This is a genomic window from Pseudomonas phytophila, assembly GCF_025643095.1.
Classification (GTDB): Bacteria; Pseudomonadota; Gammaproteobacteria; order Pseudomonadales; family Pseudomonadaceae; genus Aquipseudomonas; species Aquipseudomonas quasicaspiana.
Genome location: NZ_CP081201.1, coordinates 664,405 through 683,487, shown reverse-complemented (window position 1 = coordinate 683,487; position 19,083 = coordinate 664,405). Strand labels below are relative to the sequence as shown.

Here is a 19,083-nt window from a genome sequence, read left to right as displayed (position 1 = left end):
GAACTTGTTCGCGAAAGCAGGGGTACATCCGACGCATGATTGGCGCTTGAAAAATTGTCTTCGCGAACAAGTTCACTCCTACCGGGAGGTACGGCGATGAGCAATAAGCACTGGGCCAAACACGAAGAGCGCGGCAGTTTCCTGCTGATGAAGCTCACCGCGTGGGGCGTACGCCATTTGGGTCGTCGGGTGCTGAGCCCGGTGCTGCACGGCATCGTGCTGTATTTTTTTCTGTTCGGCAGCCAGGCGCGCAAGAGTGCCTGGGAATATCAACGACGCCTGTCCGAATGGAGTGCCAGACCAGAGCTGATGCCCACTCACAAACGGGTGTTCGGCCAGTTCATGGCCTTTGCTGATTCGCTGCTGGATAAACTCGACGTCTGGAACGGCAAGCTGCGTCTTGAGCAAATCGAAATCGTTGACCCTGCGCTGCTGCGCACTCAGTTGCGTGGCGATCGCGGCCAGATGCTGGTGGGTGCGCATCTGGGCAATCTCGAAGTCTGCCGGGCGCTGGCTGAGCTGGGCGAAAAAGTCACCATGAACGTGCTGGTCCACACCAAGCACGCCGAGCGTTTCAACCGGCTGCTGGGTGAAGCAGGCGCGACTAACTTGCGCCTGATTCAGGTCAGTGAGCTGGACCCGTCCGTCATGCTCCAACTGAGCCAGCGCCTGGACGACGGTGAATGGCTGGCCATCGCCGGTGACCGCGTGGCGTTGCACGGCGGGCGTAACGCGCGGGTCAATTTCCTCGGTGCAAAAGCCGCGTTCCCACAGGGCCCGTGGCTGCTGGCCGGTTTGTTGAAATGCCCGATCAATCTGATTTTCTGCCTCAAGCGCCCCAGCGGTTATCAAGTGACGCTCGAGCCATTTGCCGACGCCATCGAATGGCGACGCAGCGACCGGCAACAAGTGATAGCCGATCACGCCCAGCGCTATGCCGACCGACTCGGCCACTACTGCCTGCAAGCCCCTCAGCAGTGGTTCAATTTCTACCCTTTCTGGAAGTCCGATGACGAATCAAGTTCCTGAGCCGGTCACCTTCGGCGAGCGTGCGTTGCAGATCGAAGATGTGCTGGCGTTGGCCAATCGCCAGGTGCCGACCGCTCTGCAAGGCGACAGCGCCTACCGTCAGCGCATCGCCAAAGGCGCGCAGTTTCTTGATTCGTTGCTGGACAAGGAAGGCGTGATTTACGGCGTGACCACCGGCTACGGCGATTCCTGCGTGGTGGCGGTGCCGCTGCAACATGTGGAAGCCTTGCCGCGTCATCTGTACACGTTTCACGGATGCGGGCTGGGCAAACTGCTCGACGCTCAAGCCACTCGCGCGGTCTTGGCTGCGCGTTTGCAGTCTCTGTGCCACGGGGTTTCTGGTGTCCGCGTCGAACTGCTGGAACGACTGCAGGCGTTTCTTGAGCAGGACGTCCTGCCGCTGATTCCGGAAGAGGGCTCAGTGGGCGCCAGCGGTGATCTGACGCCGCTGTCTTATGTGGCAGCGACCTTGTCCGGCGAACGTGAAGTGATGTTCCGCGGCGAACGCCGTCAGTCCAGCGATGTGCATCGTGAACTGGGCTGGGAACCGCTGGTACTGCGCCCCAAAGAGGCCCTGGCCTTGATGAACGGCACAGCGGTGATGACCGGCCTCGCGTGCCTGGCCTTCGCCCGTGCCGATTACCTGCTGCAGCTGGCGACGCGTATCACCGCGATGAACGTGGTCGCGCTGCAAGGCAATCCGGAGCATTTCGACGAGCGTCTGTTTGCGGCCAAGCCTCATCCGGGCCAGATGCAAGTCGCGGCCTGGCTGCGCAAGGATCTGGCCATCGACGCACCGACTGCCCCCCTGCATCGTTTGCAGGATCGCTACTCGCTGCGTTGCGCGCCCCATGTGCTGGGCGTGCTGGCTGACAGCCTGAACTGGCTGCGTTCGTTCATCGAAATCGAACTGAACAGCGCCAACGACAACCCGATCATCGACGCCGAAGCCGAACGCGTGCTGCACGGTGGGCACTTCTACGGCGGCCATATCGCCTTCGCCATGGACAGCCTGAAGAACCTCGTCGCCAACGTCGCCGACCTGCTGGATCGCCAGCTCGCGCTATTGGTGGATGAGCGCTACAACCACGGCTTACCGAGCAATCTGTCGGGCGCGCCAGCGGATCGCGCAATGATCAACCATGGCTTCAAGGCCGTGCAGATCGGCACCAGCGCATGGACTGCCGAAGCATTGAAAAACACCATGCCCGCCAGCGTGTTCTCGCGCTCGACCGAATGCCACAACCAGGACAAGGTCAGCATGGGCACCATCGCTGCCCGGGACGCCATTCGGGTTTTGGAACTGACGGAGCAAGTGGCAGCTGCCACGCTGATCGCCGCAAACCAGGGGGTCTGGCTGCGCAGCAAAGCCGCCGATGCGCGTCCACTGCCGCCCGCGCTGGCCGCCATGCACGAGCAACTGGCCGTTGATTTCCCGCCCGTGATCGAAGACCGTGCGCTGGAGGGCGAACTGCGCCTGTGCCTGCAACGTATCGCTGATCGCCATTGGAGGTTGCATGCGCAGTAAAGGCGTCATTGATGTCGACACCGAAGTCCTGGTGCCCTTTTTCGACGTCGACTCGATGAACGTCGTCTGGCACGGGCATTACATCAAGTACCTGGAAGTCGCTCGCTGCGCGTTGCTGGACCACATCGGTCACAACTACACGCACATGCTCGAATCCGGATACGGTTGGCCGGTGATCGACATCCAGTTGCGCTACGTGCGCGGCGCGGTGTTCGGCCAACGGCTGATCGTGCGCGCCAGTCTTGTGGAGTGGGAGAATCGCTTGAAGATCAACTACCTGATTACCGACGCGGAAACCGGCGAACGCATGACCCGCGCCAGCTCGATTCAAGTCGCGGTGCACATCGAAACCCGGGAAATGCAACTGGCTTCGCCGAAAGCCTTCACTGATGCGGTTGAGAGAGTGTTGCCATGAATACAGCACACAACGCACCTGTAGGAGCCAACTTGTTGGCGAGACGTCAGACCTGTTTAAGCAGAAATTCCGCTTCGCCAACAAGTTGGCTCCTACAGAAATGCATTTCAATTGTGTGTTTACTGGCGCTGCTCTGCCTGTCGCCATTGGCCCAGGCTTTTGACCTGCAACAGCTCAGCGATCAACTGGCAAAACCGGTCGTGGTACGTGGCAATTTCATTCAGGAAAAACACCTGCGTGCCTTGCCAACACCGCTGGTCAGTAAAGGCCGCTTTGTATTGGCGAAAGAATTCGGCCTGTTGTGGCTGTTGAACACGCCGCTCAAACAGGACTACCGCATCAGCCCGGTCGGCATTGCCCGCCGTGACGCGGCCAACGGCTGGCAATTACTGCCGAACAAGAGCGCCGGAGCTGAACAGAACCGCCTGTTCCTGGCCGTGCTGCAAGGCGACAGCAGCGGGCTGCAGCGCGACTTCGAATTGCAGCTCAAAGGCGATGCCAAAGCCTGGCAGTTGACGCTGACCCCGCGTTCGATGTTGCTGCAACAGGTGTTCAAGCAGATCAATATCGACGGCGGCGAACTGGTACAGCGCATCGAGCTGCTGGAAACCCAGGGTGACAGTACGTTGCTGAAGATGGTCGATAGCCAGAGTGTGCCTGCCTTGAGCGATGCGGAGCGTGCTGATTTTGCGAATTGAACGTCTGTTGCCGCGCCTGTTCCTGATCATCCTGTTGGCGGTGCTGGCCCTCGCTGGCTGGCAATGGCGCGATGGTGCGCCACTGTCAGCCAACCTGATGGAACTGGTCCCCGGCAGTAGCCCTGATCCTCTGGAATTGCGCGCTGAACAGCGTATGCAAGAACCGCTGAACCGCGAAATGCTGGTGCTGGTCGGTCACACGGATCGTCAGCAAGCCATCGCGCTGGCAAAGCAATTGGGCGAGCAGTGGCAAGCCAGCGGTTTGTTCGACAAGGTCCAATGGAGCCTCCAGGCCGATCTGCCTGCGCTGCGCACCCAGTTACTGCAAGGTCGACTGGCGATGCTGCCAAAGGCAGACCGGACGCAGTTGATCGACAACCCGCAGGCCTTTATTCAACAACGCGTGCAAAGCCTTTTCGATCCGTTCAGCGGTTTCAGTCTGGTGCCGAGCCAGGATGACTGGCTGGGCCTGACCGGGCGTATCCAGAACGGCATGCCGCAGCACGGCTCGGTGCAACCGGATATCGGCAGCGGTGCGTTGGTGGCCAATGCTGACGGCAAAAGCTGGGTACTGCTGCGAGCCCGCACAAACGGCGATGCGTTCGACATGCATCTGCCGCTGCGTGTCGCCGATTTGCTCAGTGCATCCCGCCAACAAGCCGCGCAAGCCAACGGACAGTTACTGGCAGCCAGTGGCCTGCTGTATGCCGCCGACGGCCAACGTCAGGCCAGCCGGGAAATCACCTGGGTAGGCGGCGGCGCAACAGCGGGCATTCTGCTCTTGCTGCTGTTGGCTTTCCGCCGCTGGCGCGTGTTGCTGGCGTTCGTGCCGGTGCTGGTGGGCATGCTGTTTGGCGCTGTCGCCTGCGTCGCGTTCTTCGGCCATATGCACGTGATGACCCTGGTACTGGGTTCGAGCCTGATCGGCGTGGCGGTGGATTACCCACTGCATTACCTGTCCAAAAGCTGGAGCCTGAAACCCTGGCGCAGTTGGCCCGCCTTGCGTCTGACGCTGCCCGGCCTGAGCCTCAGCCTCGCAACCAGTTGCATCGGTTATCTGGCCCTGGCCTGGACACCCTTCCCGGCGCTGACGCAAATCGCGGTGTTCTCTGCGGCAGGCCTGATCGGCGCCTATCTGACTGCCGTTTGCCTGTTGCCCGCCTTGCTCAACAACACTGAGCTGAAACCGGCTCAATGGCCGCTGCGTCTGGCCGAACGTTTGCTCGGCTGGCGCGAAGCGTTGCTGAGCCGGGTCGGCACGCCGATCCTGCTGGCTCTGTTGATGTTGTTCTGCGCTGCCGGGCTTTGGCAACTGACCACCAAAAATGACATCCGCCAATGGATCTCAGCACCACCGCAACTGACCGAAGAAGCCAAGGCGATTGCCAAAATCACCGGTTACCAGCCCACCAGCCAGTTCTTTCTGGTGGAAGGCAAAGACCAGCAGGAATTGCTGGAGCGCCAAACGGCACTGACCCAACGTCTCGATCAGTTGGTGAATCTGGACGAGTTGAGTGGCTATCTGGCGTTGAATCAGCTGGTCGCGTTCCCCACCGAACAGGACGCCGTGCGCAAAGCCCTCAGCTCGTTGCCAGAGCACTGGCAGACACTGATCGACCTCGGTGTTCCGGCCAGCGCCCTGCAAGCTGAACTGACTCAGCTGCAAGCGTCACCGATCACTAATATCGACGCGGCGCTGGCCGGACCGCTCGGCGAACCCTGGCGGGTGCTGTGGCTGGGCGCCAGCAAAAACGGCGTCGCTGGCATGGTCAGCCTTCAGGGATTGAACAACGCTGCCCTGCTGCGTTTGCAGGCTCAGGACTTGCCGGGCGTGCGCCTGGTGGATCGCCTCGGACAGCTCAACACTGTCTTTGCCGCCACCCAGATCAGCGCCGCTGAATTGAAACTGGCGTCCTGCGTGCTGATCGTATTGCTGCTGATTGCTCCGTTCGGGTTTGGCGGCGCGCTGCGCATCGTGGCCCTGCCTTTGCTCGCGGCGTTGTGCAGCCTGGCAAGCCTGGGCTGGCTCGGTCAGCCGCTGACTCTGTTCAGCCTGTTTGGCTTGCTGCTGGTCACCGCAATCAGCGTTGATTACGCGATCCTGATGCGTGAACAGATTGGCGGTGCCGCCGTGAGTTTGCTGGGTACCTTGCTGGCCGCCGTCACCACCTGGTTGTCGTTCGGTTTGCTGGCGGTTTCCAGCACGCCCGCCATCAGCAATTTTGGCCTTTCGGTGAGCCTCGGGCTGGCGTTCAGCTTCATGCTGGCGCCGTGGGCTGCCAGTCGACGTGCCAAGCCAACAGCTGAAAGCGAGGCTCATCGATGATGATTGCGCTGTTCTGGCTGATGGCCCTGCTGATGTTTGTTGGTGCAACGCGTCTTGGACGCTATTTCGGCTTGATTCCCATCGTCAGTCAGTTGCTGCTGGCCACCTTTGCTCTGCCACTGATCATGCTGTTCTGGATTGAACCGGGCTGGCAGTTAAGCGGTGCGCAACTGGTAGCGCCCGTCTGGCTGAAGACGCTGTACGGCCTGAGCTTCGCCATCGTTCTGGGGCACATTCTTAGCGACGTCATCGACGTAAAGATGGATCGCCAAAGCCTGAAAGTTGCGCTGCCAAGTTTCGCGGTGCCATTCCTCGCAGGGCTGGGCTGCGCCATCTGGTTTTTGCCCGCGCAACCGTGGATCAGCTCTCTGGCGCTGGGTCTGGTGTTTGCGATTACCGCGATCCCTGTGCTCTATCTGTATCTGCGCCATATCGACTATTCGCCTGAAGCGACCCGGCGTCTGGTGCAGACCGCAATTCTCATCGACCTGATGTGCTGGAGCCTGTTCGGCATTGCCCAAGGCAGCCTGAACATCAACAGTCTGTTGCTGCCGCTACTCGGTGCCTGCGTGCCTTTGCTGCTGCGGGCCCTGCAACTGCGCCAACCACTGGTCTACAGCGTCACGTTCTTCGCCCTGCTGATGGTGGCCGAGCACTACAGACTCAATGCGCTGATTTTCGGCATCGGTTACCTGCTGTGCATGGCACGAATCAAACAGCCGTGGGTACTGCCGATCAGACGCGAATGGTTCATGGGCCTGCAAACCTGGCTGGCGATCCCGCTGATCCTGACCTTTGGCATCGTGCAGATCAACGTTCACACCGCCATGGGCAACCTCGGCTGGGTGCAGCTTGGAGCACTGATTCTGCTGCCGATTGCCAGCAAAATGCTCGGCAACTGGCTTGGCCTCAGTTGGGCGACGCCCTCCTTCGCCGGTGCCAGCCGCTGGCGTGAAAGCGTGCTGCTGAATATTCGCGGCCTTAGCGAAATCGTCTTTCTCAATATGCTGCTGCAACAACACCTGATCAACCCGGCGCTGTACTTCGCGCTGATGTTGATGAGCCTGCTCGCGACCCTTATGCCAGCCTTGCTGGGCATGGGCCGCGCACCGGTGCAGCCACCCGTAAACGCTGTCGATCCAGTAAGGAAGTCGTATGCCAGTAACTGATAGGGAAAGCCGGACAGTCGTGGTGATTGGTGCAGGTCCTGCCGGTGCAATCGCCGCAGCCTTGCTCAAACGCAACGGGCACGATGTGCTGATCATTGAGCGCCAGCAGTTCCCGCGCTTCTCCATCGGTGAAAGCCTGCTGTCGCACTGCCTGGACTTCGTCGAAGAAGCCGGGATGCTAGACGCCGTAAAGGCCGCAGGTTTCCAGAAGAAAAATGGCGCTGCGTTTGCGTGGCGCGATCAGTACAGCGCATTCGATTTCGGCGACACCTTCAGCGAAGGCCAGCCATCGACTTTCCAGGTACAACGCGGGGCGTTCGACAAACTGTTGGCCGATCAGGCTGAATTACAAGGCGTGGAAATCCGCTACCAACAAGAGATCATTGCGGGCGATTTCACCAGCCCGCAGCCAGTCCTGGACGTGCGTCGCGAAGACGGCAGCGAGTATCAGGTGCAGGCGCAGTTCGTGCTCGACGCCAGCGGTTATGGCCGCGTATTACCGCGTTTGCTGGATCTGGAGGCGCCGTCGAATTTCCCGATACGTCAGGCGGTGTTCACCCATGTGGAAGACCATTTCCCGGCATCCTTTGACCGCGAGAAAATCCTCGTCAGCATTCATCCTGAAATGCGCGACGTGTGGTTCTGGTCGATCCCGTTCAGCAACGGCCGCTGCTCCATGGGCGTCGTCGCTGCGTCCGAACGTTTCAAGGACAAACCCGAAGACCTTGATGCCTGCCTCCGCGAGTTCGTTGGCGAAACGCCGCACCTCAAGGAACTGCTCAAGAACGCAGTATGGGACACACCAGCGCGCACCATCGGCGGTTACTCGGCCAACGTCAAAACCCTGCACGGTCCGGGCTTTGCGCTACTGGGCAATGCCGCTGAATTCCTCGACCCGGTGTTCTCCTCCGGCGTGACCATCGCCATGCGTTCGGCGAGCATGGCGGCAGGCGTTCTGCATCGACAGTTGCAAGGTGAGGCGGTCGATTGGCAGACCGAGTTCGCGATACCGCTCAAACGAGGCGTGGACACCTTCCGCGCCTACGTAGAAGGCTGGTACGAAGGCACTTTCCAGGACGTGATTTTCTACCCGGAAAGCACGCGGGATATCCGCCGCATGATCAGCGCGATTCTGGCTGGATACGCTTGGGATCAGCGCAACCCGTTTGTTGCTGAACCCAAGCGCCGCCTGCGCATGTTGTCTGAAATCTGCGCGAGCCCGGCACAATGAGCGGGCCTTTCCTGAGCGACAAATACGTCGAAGAAACCCGTTTCGGCTTGTGGTTCCTGCGCAGTCACACGTGGCAACACCGCGTGCTGCGAGTGGCAATCAACGATCTGCGCAGCCTGTTTGACGGCGAACCGCCGAGCCAGCCGGTACTGCTCGATGCGGGTTGTGGTCAGGGCAAGTCATTCAAGCGGTTGTGCGAAGTGTTTGCGCCATCACGCCTGCTGGGTGTGGACGCTGACCCGGAGAGCCTGACCATGAGCCGCACTGAAGCCCGGGTTCAAGGCATCGACGTCGAGCTGATCGGCAGCGACTGCGCCGCATTGAAACTGGCGGACGCCAGCGTAGACATCGTGTTCTGCCACCAGACGTTCCATCATCTGGTCGAACAGGAACAGGCCCTCGCCGAGTTCTATCGAGTGCTCAAGCCCGGCGGCTATCTGTTGTTCGCTGAGTCCACCGAAGCCTATATCGACACCTGGGTGATCCGCTGGCTGTTCCGTCACCCGATGCATGTACAAAAGAGCGCTGAACAATATCTGCAAATGCTCCGCGATCAGGGCTTTCAGTTTGGTGCACAGAACGTGTCTTACCCTTATCTTTGGTGGAGCCGCTCCAGTGATTTCGGTTTGCTGGAACGTCTGAAACTGCGCAAGCCAGCGCTTTTTGGCCAACGCGAAGAAACCCTGGTCAACGCGGTTGCGCGCAAGCCTCTCGAGGGTGAACAAACATGATTCGCGCATTGCTGATCGCCTGCGTCCTGCTGCTGGCGGCGTGTGCCAGTAAAGCCCCGCTGCCTGTTTCGGTTCCCGAGCTACAGTTGCCGATGCAATTGCATATCCAACGCCAGCAGGCTGAACAGCGCCAGGACTGGCTGCTGGTGATTCAGCAGGAAGCCAGCGGGTTGCGCTGGTCACTGATGGACCCACTGGGTATTCCACTGGCACGTCAGCAATTGATCAACGGCCAGTGGCAAGCCGACGGTTTGTTGCCGCCCAATGCTGAAGCCCGGGAATTGTTCGCTTCTCTGCTGTTCGCGCTCACCCCGGACAACCAGTTGAGGCGTAATTACCCGACTGCGCAGCGCCGGGGCACCCAACGCATACTTGATGAACGATGGGGCGTGGAATACAGCAGCGCCGACACCTTCAGGCTGATCGTCCTCACAGGCAAAGACGGCAGAATCAACTACGCCATCAGCCCGCTGAACAGCGAGGCCTTGCAGTGAGCGCTTACCTGAACGCATTGGGCTTGATCTGCTCTCTGGGCAGTGGCCGCGAAGAAGTCGCGCGACGGTTGTTCGCTGCTGATACGTCCGGCATGGTCGATGAAGGCGGCTGGGTGCCTGAGCGCATCTTGCCGGTGGGTGCCGTGAAAACAGCGTTGCCGCCAATCCCCCAATCCCTGGCTTCTCACAACAGCCGCAACAATCGGTTGCTGCTGGCGGCTGCGCTGCAGATCGAGCCGGACATCCGTGAGGCTATAACGCGTTACGGCACCCATCGCATCGGCGTGATCCTGGGAACCAGCACGTCCGGTATAGACGAGGCAGGGCGTGGCATTGGCGAATGGTTGAGCAGCCAGCAATTCCCGGCGGACTATCACTACCAGCAGCAAGAGCTGGGCGCGGCAGCCAACTTCATTTCGGAGTGGCTGCAACTGAGCGGCCCGTCCTACGTGATCTCCACTGCCTGCACCTCCAGCGCCCGCGCCCTGCTCAGCGCCCGACGTGCCCTGGACATGGGCCTGTGCGATGCGGTGTTGTGCGGCGGCGTCGACACACTGTGCAAACTCACCCTGAACGGTTTTTCCGCGCTGGAAGCGGTCTCACAGCAGCTCTGTAACCCGTTTTCGCGCAATCGTAACGGGATCAATATCGGCGAGGCTGCCGTGCTGTTCCTGATGACCCGTGAAGCCAGCGGCGAGCATTCGATTGCGTTGCTGGGTGCGGGCGCAACGTGCGACGCGCACCACATTTCTGCACCGGAACCGAGTGGCTGCGGTGCCCGCGAAGCCATGCAGCAAGCGCTGGACAATGCCGGGCTTGCAGCCGCGCAGATCGGTTATCTGAACCTGCACGGCACGGCGACTCCACTCAATGACGCCATGGAAAGCCTGGCAGTGAAGGCTGTTTTCCCTGATGGCGTGCCGTGCTCTTCGACCAAGCCCATGACCGGTCACACACTGGGCGCGGCAGGTGCGCTGGAGGCGGCTTTCTGCTGGTTGAGCCTGGCACCGGAAAATACCGACCACGCGCTTCCACCCCATGCCTGGGACGGCGAAGCCGATCCACAGCTGCCGCCCCTGCAATGGACTGACGCCCAGACTCGTCTGGCACAGACGCCCAAGCGCTACATGATGAGCAACTCGTTTGCCTTCGGTGGCAACAACATCAGCCTGATTATCGGAGACGCCCAATGATTGCCTGGCCGCTCGCCGAACTGCTGCCGCATGCCGGCGACATGATCCTCATCGATGAGGTGCTGTCGTTCGACGAAGAACAGATTCACACTCGCCTGACCGTCACTCCGAACGGACTGCTCAATGACACCAACGGCAACATGCCCGCCTGGGTGGGTATCGAGCTGATGGCCCAGAGTGTCGCGGCCTATGCCGGTTGCCAGGCGCGCACTCAGGGCAAGCCCGTGGCGCTGGGCTTCCTGCTGGGCAGCCGCAAGTTCGAATGCAACGTAGAGCAATTTCCCGCAGGCAGCGAGCTGCACATCCACGCGCTGCGTACGTTGCAGGACGATAACGGCATGGGTGTGTTCGAATGTCGCCTGACCGGCCCGGCTATTGAAGCGTTTGCCCGCCTTAGCGTGTACTGCCCACCCAACCCCGACCAATACATGAACGAAGGAGCCCGCACATGACTGACTCGATACTGGTCACCGGCTCCAGCCGTGGCATTGGCCGCGCGATTGCGCTACGTCTCGCGCAAGCAGGTTTCGACCTGGTTCTGCATTGCCGCAGTGGCCGCACGGAAGCCGAAGCCGTCCAGGCCGAAATCGTCGCCCTGGGCCGTCAGGCGCGGATTCTGCAATTCGACGTGGCTGACCGGGAAACCTGCAAAGCCATTCTTGAAGCCGATGTAGAAACCCATGGTGCCTATTACGGCGTAGTGCTCAACGCCGGGCTCACTCGCGACGGCGCCTTCCCGGCGCTCAGCGACGACGATTGGGACGTGGTGCTCAGAACCAATCTGGATGGCTTCTACAACGTGTTGCACCCGGTGATGATGCCGATGATCCGTCGCCGGGCCGCCGGTCGCATCGTGTGCATCACCTCGGTCTCGGGCCTGATCGGCAATCGCGGCCAGGTCAATTACAGCGCGTCCAAGGCCGGTGTCATCGGTGCTGCCAAGGCACTGGCCATCGAGCTGGGCAAGCGCAAGATCACCGTCAACTGCGTCGCGCCCGGCCTGATCGATACCGCCATGCTCGACGAAAATGTCCCTGTGGATGAACTGATGAAGATGATTCCCGCGCAGCGCATGGGCACGCCTGAAGAAGTCGCCGGCGCGGTTAATTTCCTGATGTCCGCCGAGGCGGCGTACATCACTCGCCAGGTACTGGCCGTTAACGGAGGCCTGTGCTGATGAAGCGCGTCGTCGTGACCGGCATGGCCGGGATTACTTCACTGGGCAGCGACTGGGCGAGCATCGAAGCCAACTTCAACGCCAACCGCAGTGGCATTCGACGCATGGACGAATGGGATCGCTTCACCGAGTTGAACACCCGGCTGGCAGGCCCTATCGATGATTTCGCCGTGCCGTCGCACTGGACCCGCAAACAACTGCGCAGCATGGGCCGTGTCTCACGTTTCGCAGTGGGTGCCTCTGAACAGGCCCTGATCGGTGCGGGCCTGCTCAACGACCCGATCATCCGGGACGGGCGCATGGGCACCGCGTGCGGTTCATCCACGGGCAGCACCGAAGATGTAAAAGCCTTCGGCAACATGCTGCTCAACTCAGTGGCCATAGGGCTCAATGCCAATTCCTATGTGCGAATGATGCCCCACACCACGGCGGCCAATATCAGCATTTTCTTCGGTCTGACCGGCCGCCTGATTCCGACGTCCAGCGCCTGTACCAGCGGCAGCCAAGGCATCGGTTATGCCTATGAGGCGATCAAGTTCGGCCGCTTGCCACTGATGCTGGCCGGTGGCGCTGAAGAACTCTGCCCCACTGAAGCCATGGTCTTCGATGCGCTGTACGCCACCAGCCTGAAGAACGATGCGCCTCACACCAGCCCACGTCCGTACGACAGCGGCCGCGATGGCCTGGTGATCGGTGAAGGCGGCGGCATGTTGGTGCTCGAAGAGCTGGAACACGCACTGGCCCGTGGCGCACATATTCACGCAGAACTGGTGGGGTTCGGCAGCAACGCCGATGGCGCGCACAGCACTCGCCCGGAGCAGGCCACCATGCGCCGTGCCATGGAGCTGGCGCTGGAAGACGCCAACCTGCCGCCCGAAGCCATTGGCTACGTCAATGGCCACGGTACGGCGACGGAACAAGGTGACATTGCCGAAACCCTTGCCACCAGCAGCCTGTTTGGCTCGCGTATGCCCATCAGTTCGCAGAAGAGTTTTCTCGGCCACACGTTAGGTGCCTGCGGTGCGCTGGAGTCGTGGTTCTGCATCGAGATGCTCAATCGCGACCGTTACATCCATACCCTGAACCTGGACGAGATCGATCCGCAGTGCGGCGATCTGGACTACCTGCGCGGTGAGCCTCGGCAGATGAGCCACGAATACGTGATGAACAACAATTTCGCTTTTGGCGGGGTCAACACGTCGTTGATTTTCCGCCGCTGGTCCTGACCCTTTTTCTTAATCTCAAGGAGAGATCGTTATGCGCATGAAAACCTGGATCGCTGCAGCCGCCGTCGCGTTGTCCGTTCTGCCCGCTGTCAGCCAGGCCCGCGACACGGCGCTGTTTCTGCCGTTTCAGAAGGTCATCAATGACATGACCGCCGCCGGTAAAATCGACGGCAGCGTAAAGTTCTACCTGGCGGGCGTGCAGCCCAAAGGTAAAGTCACTGTGATCAGCCCGGGCGCCGTGACCAACAAAAAAACCAACGCCTTCAACAAGACCGATACCGAAGCCTGCGAATGGGTTCTGCAATCGGCCATCCTGCAGATGTACAGCGCAGCCAAAAACGCTAACGCCAACGCAGTGACCAACATCGCCAGCTACTACAAAAGCATCGAACGCAAAGACCCGGTGAACTATGAATGCCACGCCGGTGCAATCATTGCTGGCGTTGCGTTGAAGGGTGATTTGAGCAAGGTGGACTGATCCCACGTTGCTGATATTGGTAGGAGCGAATTCATTCGCGAAGGGGGCCGGTACATTCGCAGCCAATGTATCGTCTGAAATACCGCCTTCCCGAATGAATTCGGTCCCACAGGATGGTGAAAGCCCTGTTGGAGCGAGGCTTGCCCGCGAAGAACGATGACTCGGACTACCTGTCACTACGCGGTGACTGATTCGCGAACAAGTTCGCTCCTACCGGGGATATGTACCCGACCAGATTACAACTGAAAACGCCCGACCATGGTTTTCAGATCGTGGGACAGTCCCGACAGGGACTGGCTGGCCGAGTCGATCTGCCCGGCGCCCTCCGAGGTCTGAATCGACAGGTCGCGGATGTTGACCAGATTGCGGTCGATTTCCCGCGCCACCTGAGCCTGCTCCTCTGAAGCACTGGCGATCACCAGATTCCTTTCGTGGATCAGCGAGATAGCCTGGGCAATTTCATCCAGCGCACCACCGGCGTTTTTCGCCATGTCCAGGGTCGTGAGCGCCTGCTCATTGGTCGCCTGCATGGTGTCAACGACCTTCGCTGTACCGGCCCGAATCGCCGCGACCATTTGCTCGATTTCCTGAGTGGAGGTCTGAGTACGCCCCGCCAATGCGCGCACTTCATCGGCAACGACGGCGAAACCTCGTCCGGCTTCTCCCGCACGCGCAGCCTCGATTGCGGCGTTAAGCGCCAGCAGATTGGTCTGCTCGGCCACGCCCCGAATCACATCCAGAATTTTGCCGATGTCTTGGGAATGCTCGGCCAGCTCACGGACCTGCGAAGAAGCGTCCTCGACACGCTGCCCCATTCGCTCGATGGCCTGAATAGTCCCGTCGACGCGTTGGCGACCCACCTGCGCGGTCGTCGTCGACGCACTGGAAGCATCCGCCGTGGAGACAGCATTGCGGGCTACCTCCTCAACAGCCACGGTCATTTCGTTAACCGCTGTAGCAGCCTGTTGAATTTCGTCGTTCTGGTTATGCAGATCACCGGAAGTCTGGGTGGTGATCGCGGTCATTTCTTCGGCAGCAGTAGCAAGTTGGTCGGAAGAGTTACCGATCAGACGCAGGGTATCCATCAAGGCTTGCTGCATGTCACCCAAAGACTTTTGCAGATCGGCGGCCTCATCCTTGCCATCGACCTCGATAGTCCCGGTCAGGTCACCACGGGCAATACGCCGGGCGGCCCCGATAGCGCCATTGAGTGGTTGCACAATGCTGCGCGTTAGTAACCAGGCCAGCCCGACGGTCAGCGCAAATACCAGCACCAGCACCCCCACGGTGGTCTGCATCGCGGTGTCATAGCGTTGCTCCGCCTGCTGGGTGTAGAGGCTGCCTTGTTCGAGATTGATCTTGACCAGCTCGTTGAAGAGATCACCGGTCTGGTTGGACAGATCCTGAATGGTGCCGTTGAGCAGCGCGGTCATCCCCTGGATATCGCCCTGCTCGGAAAGCTTCTGATAGCTATCCAACGCCTGTTGATATTGGGCCACGACGCTTTGCATCTTCGAAAAGGAAGTGCGAGCGACTTCGGGTACGATCGGGGTATATCCGTCCAGCGCCTTGCTCAATTCGCCGCGCAGAAACACCAGGCGCTGGGTGGATGGACCCAGGACGGCGGGATCACGGTTGATCATCAGCCGGAACGTGAGCACCCGAATGCCCAGCGAGTTGTCACGAATACTGCCCAGCCATCGGGTCCCGGCGTGCGACACCTGTTCGGTGTGCACAACGGCCTCGCGCATCTGCGTGATCTGGTGCATGGAGAAGATGCCGAAGCCAAGCATCAACACACTGATGACACCAAAACTCAGAAATGCACGTGTCGAAATACGAATCTGCCGAAGAGCCATAGATCACCAAAAACGGGAAAGTCTTTAACCTGTCTCGACTCCGGCCAGCAGAACTTGACCCTCCAGCTCTCAATGGGTGGCTATTTGTCCTCCGTGCGACGCGTCACCAGCTCAACAAACGCCCTGGCCATGGGTGATTGCTGATCCTTGCGCTGCACCAGCCATACCGCACTGGTGGCGTCAGGATCGAGCAGGGTTCGGTACACCACGCCGTCGATGCGCATGCGCCGATAGGAGGCGGGCAACACCGTCACGCCAAGGCCCGCCGCGACCAGACCAATGATGGTCATGACTTCACCTGCTTCCTGAGTGATCAACGGCGTGAAGCCAGCTGCTCTCGCCAGGTCCATCAATTGCGCATACAAACCGCTGCCATAAGTGCGCGGGAAAAACACGAACGGCTCGTTCGCCAGTTCCGACAGGTGCAGGCCTTGCTCGTTACTCTGCGCCAATGGGTGACCGGCATTGATGATCGCCACCAACGGCTCACGCAACAGTTCGACCACCACCAGTGACTCCGGCAATGCCAGAGGCCGCATGATGCCGACCTGAATAGACTCATCTTCCAGTTGCGCGGCCACTTCCATGCTGTTCATCTCCTGCAAGGCCAGATGCACAGCAGGAAAGCGTTGCCGAAACGCGAAGATCGCCTGAGGGATACTCGACGTGAATGGCGCTGAAGTAGTGAAGCCGATCTTCAACTCGCCCAGCTCTCCCAATCGCACACGACGCGCGACATCCGCAGCCTTGTCGACCTGCGCCAGCACCAACCGCGCCTCGTCGAGAAACAACCGCCCCGCTTCACTCAACTCCACGCGACGATTGGTGCGATCAAACAGACGCGTGCCCAGTTCCTGCTCCAGCGCCTGGATCTGCTGACTTAGCGGAGGCTGGGAAATACCCAGAACCTGCGCCGCGCGACCAAAGTGCAGCTCTTCGGCGACCGCTATGAAGTAGCGCAGATGACGTAATTCCATGGCCCTTCCATTAAGTCGTTTTACCTATCAAACAGGTCGAACAATATATTGGAAAGAATGATTAGCGAGCTATATTCTTTTTTCTCATCGCCCGCCAGACGTCTTTGAGGTCCACCGTGAACACTGTCGTCAGCCCTTCTGCTCCGCAAAACCAGTCGACAAAGATTGAAGCGGCCATCCCCCTGGGCGACGTTTATATCGAGAAAGACACGCCGTTGTTCATGCGCACGGTGCTTGCGCTGTTTGCGGGCGGTTTCGCGACGTTTGCGCTGTTGTACTGCGTGCAGCCGATGATGCCGGTGCTCTCCAGAGAGTTCTCGATCAATGCGGCACAGAGCAGTCTGATTCTGTCGGTATCAACGGGCATGCTGGCGATAGGCTTGTTGATCACCGGGCCGATTTCCGACCGGCTCGGGCGTAAGCCGGTGATGGTGCTGGCGCTGTTTTGCGCGGCGATCTTCACCCTCGCCAGTGCATTCATGCCGAGCTGGGAAGGCGTGCTGATTACCCGAGCGTTCGTGGGACTGTCCCTCAGCGGGCTGGCGGCGGTGGCGATGACTTACCTCAGCGAAGAAATCCACCCAAACCACATTGGTCTGGCCATGGGGTTGTACATCGGCGGCAACGCAATTGGCGGCATGAGCGGTCGAGTGATCACCGGCGTATTGATCGACTACGTCAGCTGGCACATAGCGTTAATGGTGGTAGGCGTTCTGGCGCTGATAGCGGCGGCAGTGTTCTGGAAAATCCTCCCGGAGTCGCGCAACTTCCGCGCACGCTCGCTGCAGCCGCGCAGCCTGATTGATGGCTTCGTCATGCAGTTTCGCGATGCCGGCCTGCCGTTGCTGTTCCTCGAAGCATTCCTGTTGATGGGCAGCTTCGTGACGCTCTTCAACTACATCGGTTATCGCTTGCTGGCCGAGCCCTATCACCTGAGCCAGGCAGTGGTAGGACTGTTTTCGGTGGTTTACCTGTCGGGCATCTACAGCTCGGCGAAGATCGGCTCCCTGGCTGACAAACTCGGCCGCCGCCAGGTTCTATGGGCGGTGATCGTGTTGATGCTGGCGGGCATGGCTCTGACGATGTTCGAGCCGCTGGCGCTGGTTGTCATTGGCGTTCTGATGTTCACCTTCGGCTTCTTCGGTGCGCATTCAGTGGCCAGCAGCTGGATCGGCCGACGGGCACTCAAAGCCAAAGGGCAGGCGTCGTCGCTTTATCTGTTCAGTTACTACGCAGGTTCAAGCGTGGCCGGAACGGCGGGCGGAGTGTGCTGGCATTACGGCGGGTGGCACGGCATCGGGTTGTTTATCGGTGTGCTGCTGTTGATTGCACTGGCGGTTGCGCTGAAGTTGGCGAAGTTGCCGCCACTGCAGGTGAAGGCACTAATATAAGCGCTGCCTGTAGGAGCTGCCGAAGGCTGCGAAAGCGGTGTGTCAGGAATACACCTTCGCAACCTTCGGCAGCTCCTACAGGATCAATGCATTAATTGTGATACTGCGCCGACAATTCATGCACCGCTTCAATGAAAGCACCCGCATGAGCAGGGTCTACTTCCGGGGTGATGCCGTGGCCCAGATTGAAGACGTGGCCGTTACCGCTGCCGTAGCTGGCGAGGATGCGTGCCACTTCGGCGCGAATGGCTTGTGGGCTGGCGTACAGCACTGACGGGTCCATATTGCCTTGCAGTGCGACTTTATCGCCGACGCGACGGCGGGCATCGCCGATGTTGGTGGTCCAGTCCAGACCCAGTGCGTCAGCGCCGGTTTCAGCCATGCTTTCCAGCCACAGACCGCCGCCTTTGGTGAACAGAATGACAGGAACCTTGCGGCCGTCATTCTCGCGAATCAGACCGTTAACGATCTTGCGCATGTAGGCCAGCGAGAACTCCTGGTACGCAGCATCGGAAAGGCTACCGCCCCAGCTGTCGAATACCTGCACCGCTTGTGCGCCTGCCAGAATCTGGCCGTTGAGGTAAGCGATAACCGAGTCAGCCAGCTTGTCCAGCAGCAGGTGCATGGCTTGCGGGTTTTCGTAAAGCATGGCTTTGGACTTGCGGTGATCCTTCGAAGAGCCGCCTTCGACCATGTAGGTCGCGAGGGTCCAGGGGCTGCCGGAGAAACCGATCAGCGGCACACGGCCGTTCAGTTCGCGGCGGATGGTGCTTACAGCATCCATCACATAACCGAGATCTTTCTGCGGATCAGGGATCGGCAAGGCTTCGATATCGGCCATTGTGTTAACGGTTTTCTTGAAGCGCGGACCTTCGCCCGTCTCAAAGTACAAGCCCAGCCCCATGGCATCGGGGATGGTCAGGATGTCGGAGAACAAAATTGCGGCGTCCAGCGGGTAACGTTCCAGCGGCTGCAGGGTGACTTCACAGGCGAACTCCGGGTTCATGCACAGGCTCATGAAGTCCCCGGCTTTGGCGCGGCTGGCGCGGTATTCCGGCAGGTAGCGACCGGCCTGACGCATCATCCAGACGGGGGTGACGTCCACGGGTTGCTTGAGCAGGGCGCGAAGGAAACGGTCGTTCTTCAAGGCAGTCATGTCGG

The 19,083-nt window shown here is 59.9% G+C and carries 18 protein-coding genes and 1 pseudogene; 15 read left to right on the top strand and 4 right to left on the bottom strand.

The features are described 5' to 3' along the window. Positions 1 to 96 precede the first annotated feature (96 nt). From K3169_RS03010 to K3169_RS02945, 14 genes are all read left to right on the top strand, one after another. Positions 97 to 1,029, top strand: coding sequence for a glycosyl transferase (locus tag K3169_RS03010; RefSeq protein ID WP_263269891.1), 933 nt, complete (start codon positions 97 to 99; stop codon positions 1,027 to 1,029). Then, positions 1,010 to 2,557: a histidine ammonia-lyase gene (gene hutH, locus K3169_RS03005; RefSeq protein ID WP_231675824.1), complete on the top strand. Its 1,548-nt coding sequence runs from the start codon at positions 1,010 to 1,012 to the stop codon at positions 2,555 to 2,557. The genes K3169_RS03010 and hutH overlap by 20 nt, the downstream gene beginning before the upstream one ends. After that, a complete protein-coding gene (locus K3169_RS03000) occupies positions 2,547 to 2,972 on the top strand; it encodes an acyl-CoA thioesterase (protein ID WP_122707474.1) in 426 nt (141 codons plus the stop codon). Before hutH ends, K3169_RS03000 begins: the two co-directional genes overlap by 11 nt. A 104-nt stretch (positions 2,973 to 3,076) precedes the next feature. Beyond that, entirely contained in the window at positions 3,077 to 3,670 is a 594-nt protein-coding gene (locus tag K3169_RS02995) for an outer membrane lipoprotein carrier protein LolA (protein WP_411567042.1), read from the top strand. Continuing rightward, complete coding sequence (locus tag K3169_RS02990) at positions 3,660 to 5,996, top strand: MMPL family transporter (RefSeq protein ID WP_263272202.1); 2,337 nt, start codon at positions 3,660 to 3,662, stop codon at positions 5,994 to 5,996. The genes K3169_RS02995 and K3169_RS02990 overlap by 11 nt, the downstream gene beginning before the upstream one ends. Further along, on the top strand, positions 5,993 to 7,165 hold the full coding sequence (locus tag K3169_RS02985; RefSeq protein WP_263269887.1) for a sodium:proton antiporter: 1,173 nt from the start codon (positions 5,993 to 5,995) through the stop codon (positions 7,163 to 7,165). Before K3169_RS02990 ends, K3169_RS02985 begins: the two co-directional genes overlap by 4 nt. Further along, a complete protein-coding gene (locus tag K3169_RS02980) occupies positions 7,152 to 8,396 on the top strand; it encodes an NAD(P)/FAD-dependent oxidoreductase (protein WP_231675822.1) in 1,245 nt (414 codons plus the stop codon). Before K3169_RS02985 ends, K3169_RS02980 begins: the two co-directional genes overlap by 14 nt. Continuing rightward, positions 8,393 to 9,127, top strand: coding sequence for a class I SAM-dependent methyltransferase (locus K3169_RS02975; RefSeq protein WP_231675821.1), 735 nt, complete (start codon positions 8,393 to 8,395; stop codon positions 9,125 to 9,127). Before K3169_RS02980 ends, K3169_RS02975 begins: the two co-directional genes overlap by 4 nt. Further along, entirely contained in the window at positions 9,124 to 9,621 is a 498-nt protein-coding gene (locus K3169_RS02970) for a DUF3261 domain-containing protein (protein ID WP_099268019.1), read from the top strand. Before K3169_RS02975 ends, K3169_RS02970 begins: the two co-directional genes overlap by 4 nt. After that, positions 9,618 to 10,814, top strand: a complete 1,197-nt coding sequence (locus tag K3169_RS02965) for a beta-ketoacyl-[acyl-carrier-protein] synthase family protein (protein ID WP_027901968.1) — start codon at positions 9,618 to 9,620, stop codon at positions 10,812 to 10,814. Before K3169_RS02970 ends, K3169_RS02965 begins: the two co-directional genes overlap by 4 nt. Then, positions 10,811 to 11,266, top strand: coding sequence for a hotdog family protein (locus tag K3169_RS02960; RefSeq protein ID WP_122397638.1), 456 nt, complete (start codon positions 10,811 to 10,813; stop codon positions 11,264 to 11,266). Before K3169_RS02965 ends, K3169_RS02960 begins: the two co-directional genes overlap by 4 nt. Beyond that, positions 11,263 to 11,991: a 3-oxoacyl-ACP reductase FabG gene (fabG, locus tag K3169_RS02955; protein WP_263269885.1), complete on the top strand. Its 729-nt coding sequence runs from the start codon at positions 11,263 to 11,265 to the stop codon at positions 11,989 to 11,991. The genes K3169_RS02960 and fabG overlap by 4 nt, the downstream gene beginning before the upstream one ends. Continuing rightward, complete coding sequence (locus K3169_RS02950) at positions 11,991 to 13,217, top strand: beta-ketoacyl-ACP synthase (RefSeq protein ID WP_027901971.1); 1,227 nt, start codon at positions 11,991 to 11,993, stop codon at positions 13,215 to 13,217. Before fabG ends, K3169_RS02950 begins: the two co-directional genes overlap by 1 nt. 31 nt (positions 13,218 to 13,248) lie before the next feature. Further along, entirely contained in the window at positions 13,249 to 13,695 is a 447-nt protein-coding gene (locus K3169_RS02945) for a hypothetical protein (RefSeq protein ID WP_027901972.1), read from the top strand. A 236-nt stretch (positions 13,696 to 13,931) separates the two neighbouring features. Here K3169_RS02945 and K3169_RS29695 read toward each other — a convergent pair whose 3' ends face one another. From K3169_RS29695 to K3169_RS02935, 3 genes and pseudogenes are all read right to left on the bottom strand, one after another. Further along, complete coding sequence (locus K3169_RS29695; protein WP_406643840.1) at positions 13,932 to 14,720, bottom strand: methyl-accepting chemotaxis protein; 789 nt, start codon at positions 14,718 to 14,720, stop codon at positions 13,932 to 13,934. Positions 14,721 to 14,792: 72 nt separating this feature from the next. Continuing rightward, positions 14,793 to 15,554 (bottom strand): annotated as a pseudogene (locus tag K3169_RS29690) (MCP four helix bundle domain-containing protein); the annotation flags it as partial. Positions 15,555 to 15,634: 80 nt separating this feature from the next. Further along, complete coding sequence (locus tag K3169_RS02935; protein WP_263269884.1) at positions 15,635 to 16,531, bottom strand: LysR family transcriptional regulator; 897 nt, start codon at positions 16,529 to 16,531, stop codon at positions 15,635 to 15,637. Between the two features lie 164 nt (positions 16,532 to 16,695). Between K3169_RS02935 and K3169_RS02930 the strand changes: the two genes are divergently transcribed. After that, the gene (locus tag K3169_RS02930; RefSeq protein WP_411567041.1) at positions 16,696 to 17,922 is read left to right on the top strand and encodes an MFS transporter; all 1,227 of its coding nucleotides are present in this window, start codon (positions 16,696 to 16,698) and stop codon (positions 17,920 to 17,922) included. Positions 17,923 to 18,013: 91 nt separating this feature from the next. Here K3169_RS02930 and hemE read toward each other — a convergent pair whose 3' ends face one another. Continuing rightward, a complete protein-coding gene (gene hemE, locus K3169_RS02925) occupies positions 18,014 to 19,078 on the bottom strand; it encodes a uroporphyrinogen decarboxylase (protein ID WP_122707490.1) in 1,065 nt (354 codons plus the stop codon). Between the last annotated feature and the right edge of the window lie 5 nt (positions 19,079 to 19,083).

Coding starts and splice junctions, on each gene's coding strand:
- hemE (WP_122707490.1), bottom strand. CDS start 19,078: ATGACTGCCTTGAAGAACGACCGTTTCCTTCGCGCCCTGCTCAAGCAA.
- fabG (WP_263269885.1), top strand. CDS start 11,263: ATGACTGACTCGATACTGGTCACCGGCTCCAGCCGTGGCATTGGCCGC.
- K3169_RS02960 (WP_122397638.1), top strand. CDS start 10,811: ATGATTGCCTGGCCGCTCGCCGAACTGCTGCCGCATGCCGGCGACATG.
- K3169_RS02945 (WP_027901972.1), top strand. CDS start 13,249: ATGCGCATGAAAACCTGGATCGCTGCAGCCGCCGTCGCGTTGTCCGTT.
- K3169_RS03000 (WP_122707474.1), top strand. CDS start 2,547: ATGCGCAGTAAAGGCGTCATTGATGTCGACACCGAAGTCCTGGTGCCC.
- K3169_RS02935 (WP_263269884.1), bottom strand. CDS start 16,531: ATGGAATTACGTCATCTGCGCTACTTCATAGCGGTCGCCGAAGAGCTG.
- K3169_RS29695 (WP_406643840.1), bottom strand. CDS start 14,720: ATGACCGCGATCACCACCCAGACTTCCGGTGATCTGCATAACCAGAAC.
- hutH (WP_231675824.1), top strand. CDS start 1,010: ATGACGAATCAAGTTCCTGAGCCGGTCACCTTCGGCGAGCGTGCGTTG.
- K3169_RS02950 (WP_027901971.1), top strand. CDS start 11,991: ATGAAGCGCGTCGTCGTGACCGGCATGGCCGGGATTACTTCACTGGGC.
- K3169_RS02970 (WP_099268019.1), top strand. CDS start 9,124: ATGATTCGCGCATTGCTGATCGCCTGCGTCCTGCTGCTGGCGGCGTGT.
- K3169_RS02975 (WP_231675821.1), top strand. CDS start 8,393: ATGAGCGGGCCTTTCCTGAGCGACAAATACGTCGAAGAAACCCGTTTC.
- K3169_RS02980 (WP_231675822.1), top strand. CDS start 7,152: ATGCCAGTAACTGATAGGGAAAGCCGGACAGTCGTGGTGATTGGTGCA.
- K3169_RS03010 (WP_263269891.1), top strand. CDS start 97: ATGAGCAATAAGCACTGGGCCAAACACGAAGAGCGCGGCAGTTTCCTG.
- K3169_RS02985 (WP_263269887.1), top strand. CDS start 5,993: ATGATGATTGCGCTGTTCTGGCTGATGGCCCTGCTGATGTTTGTTGGT.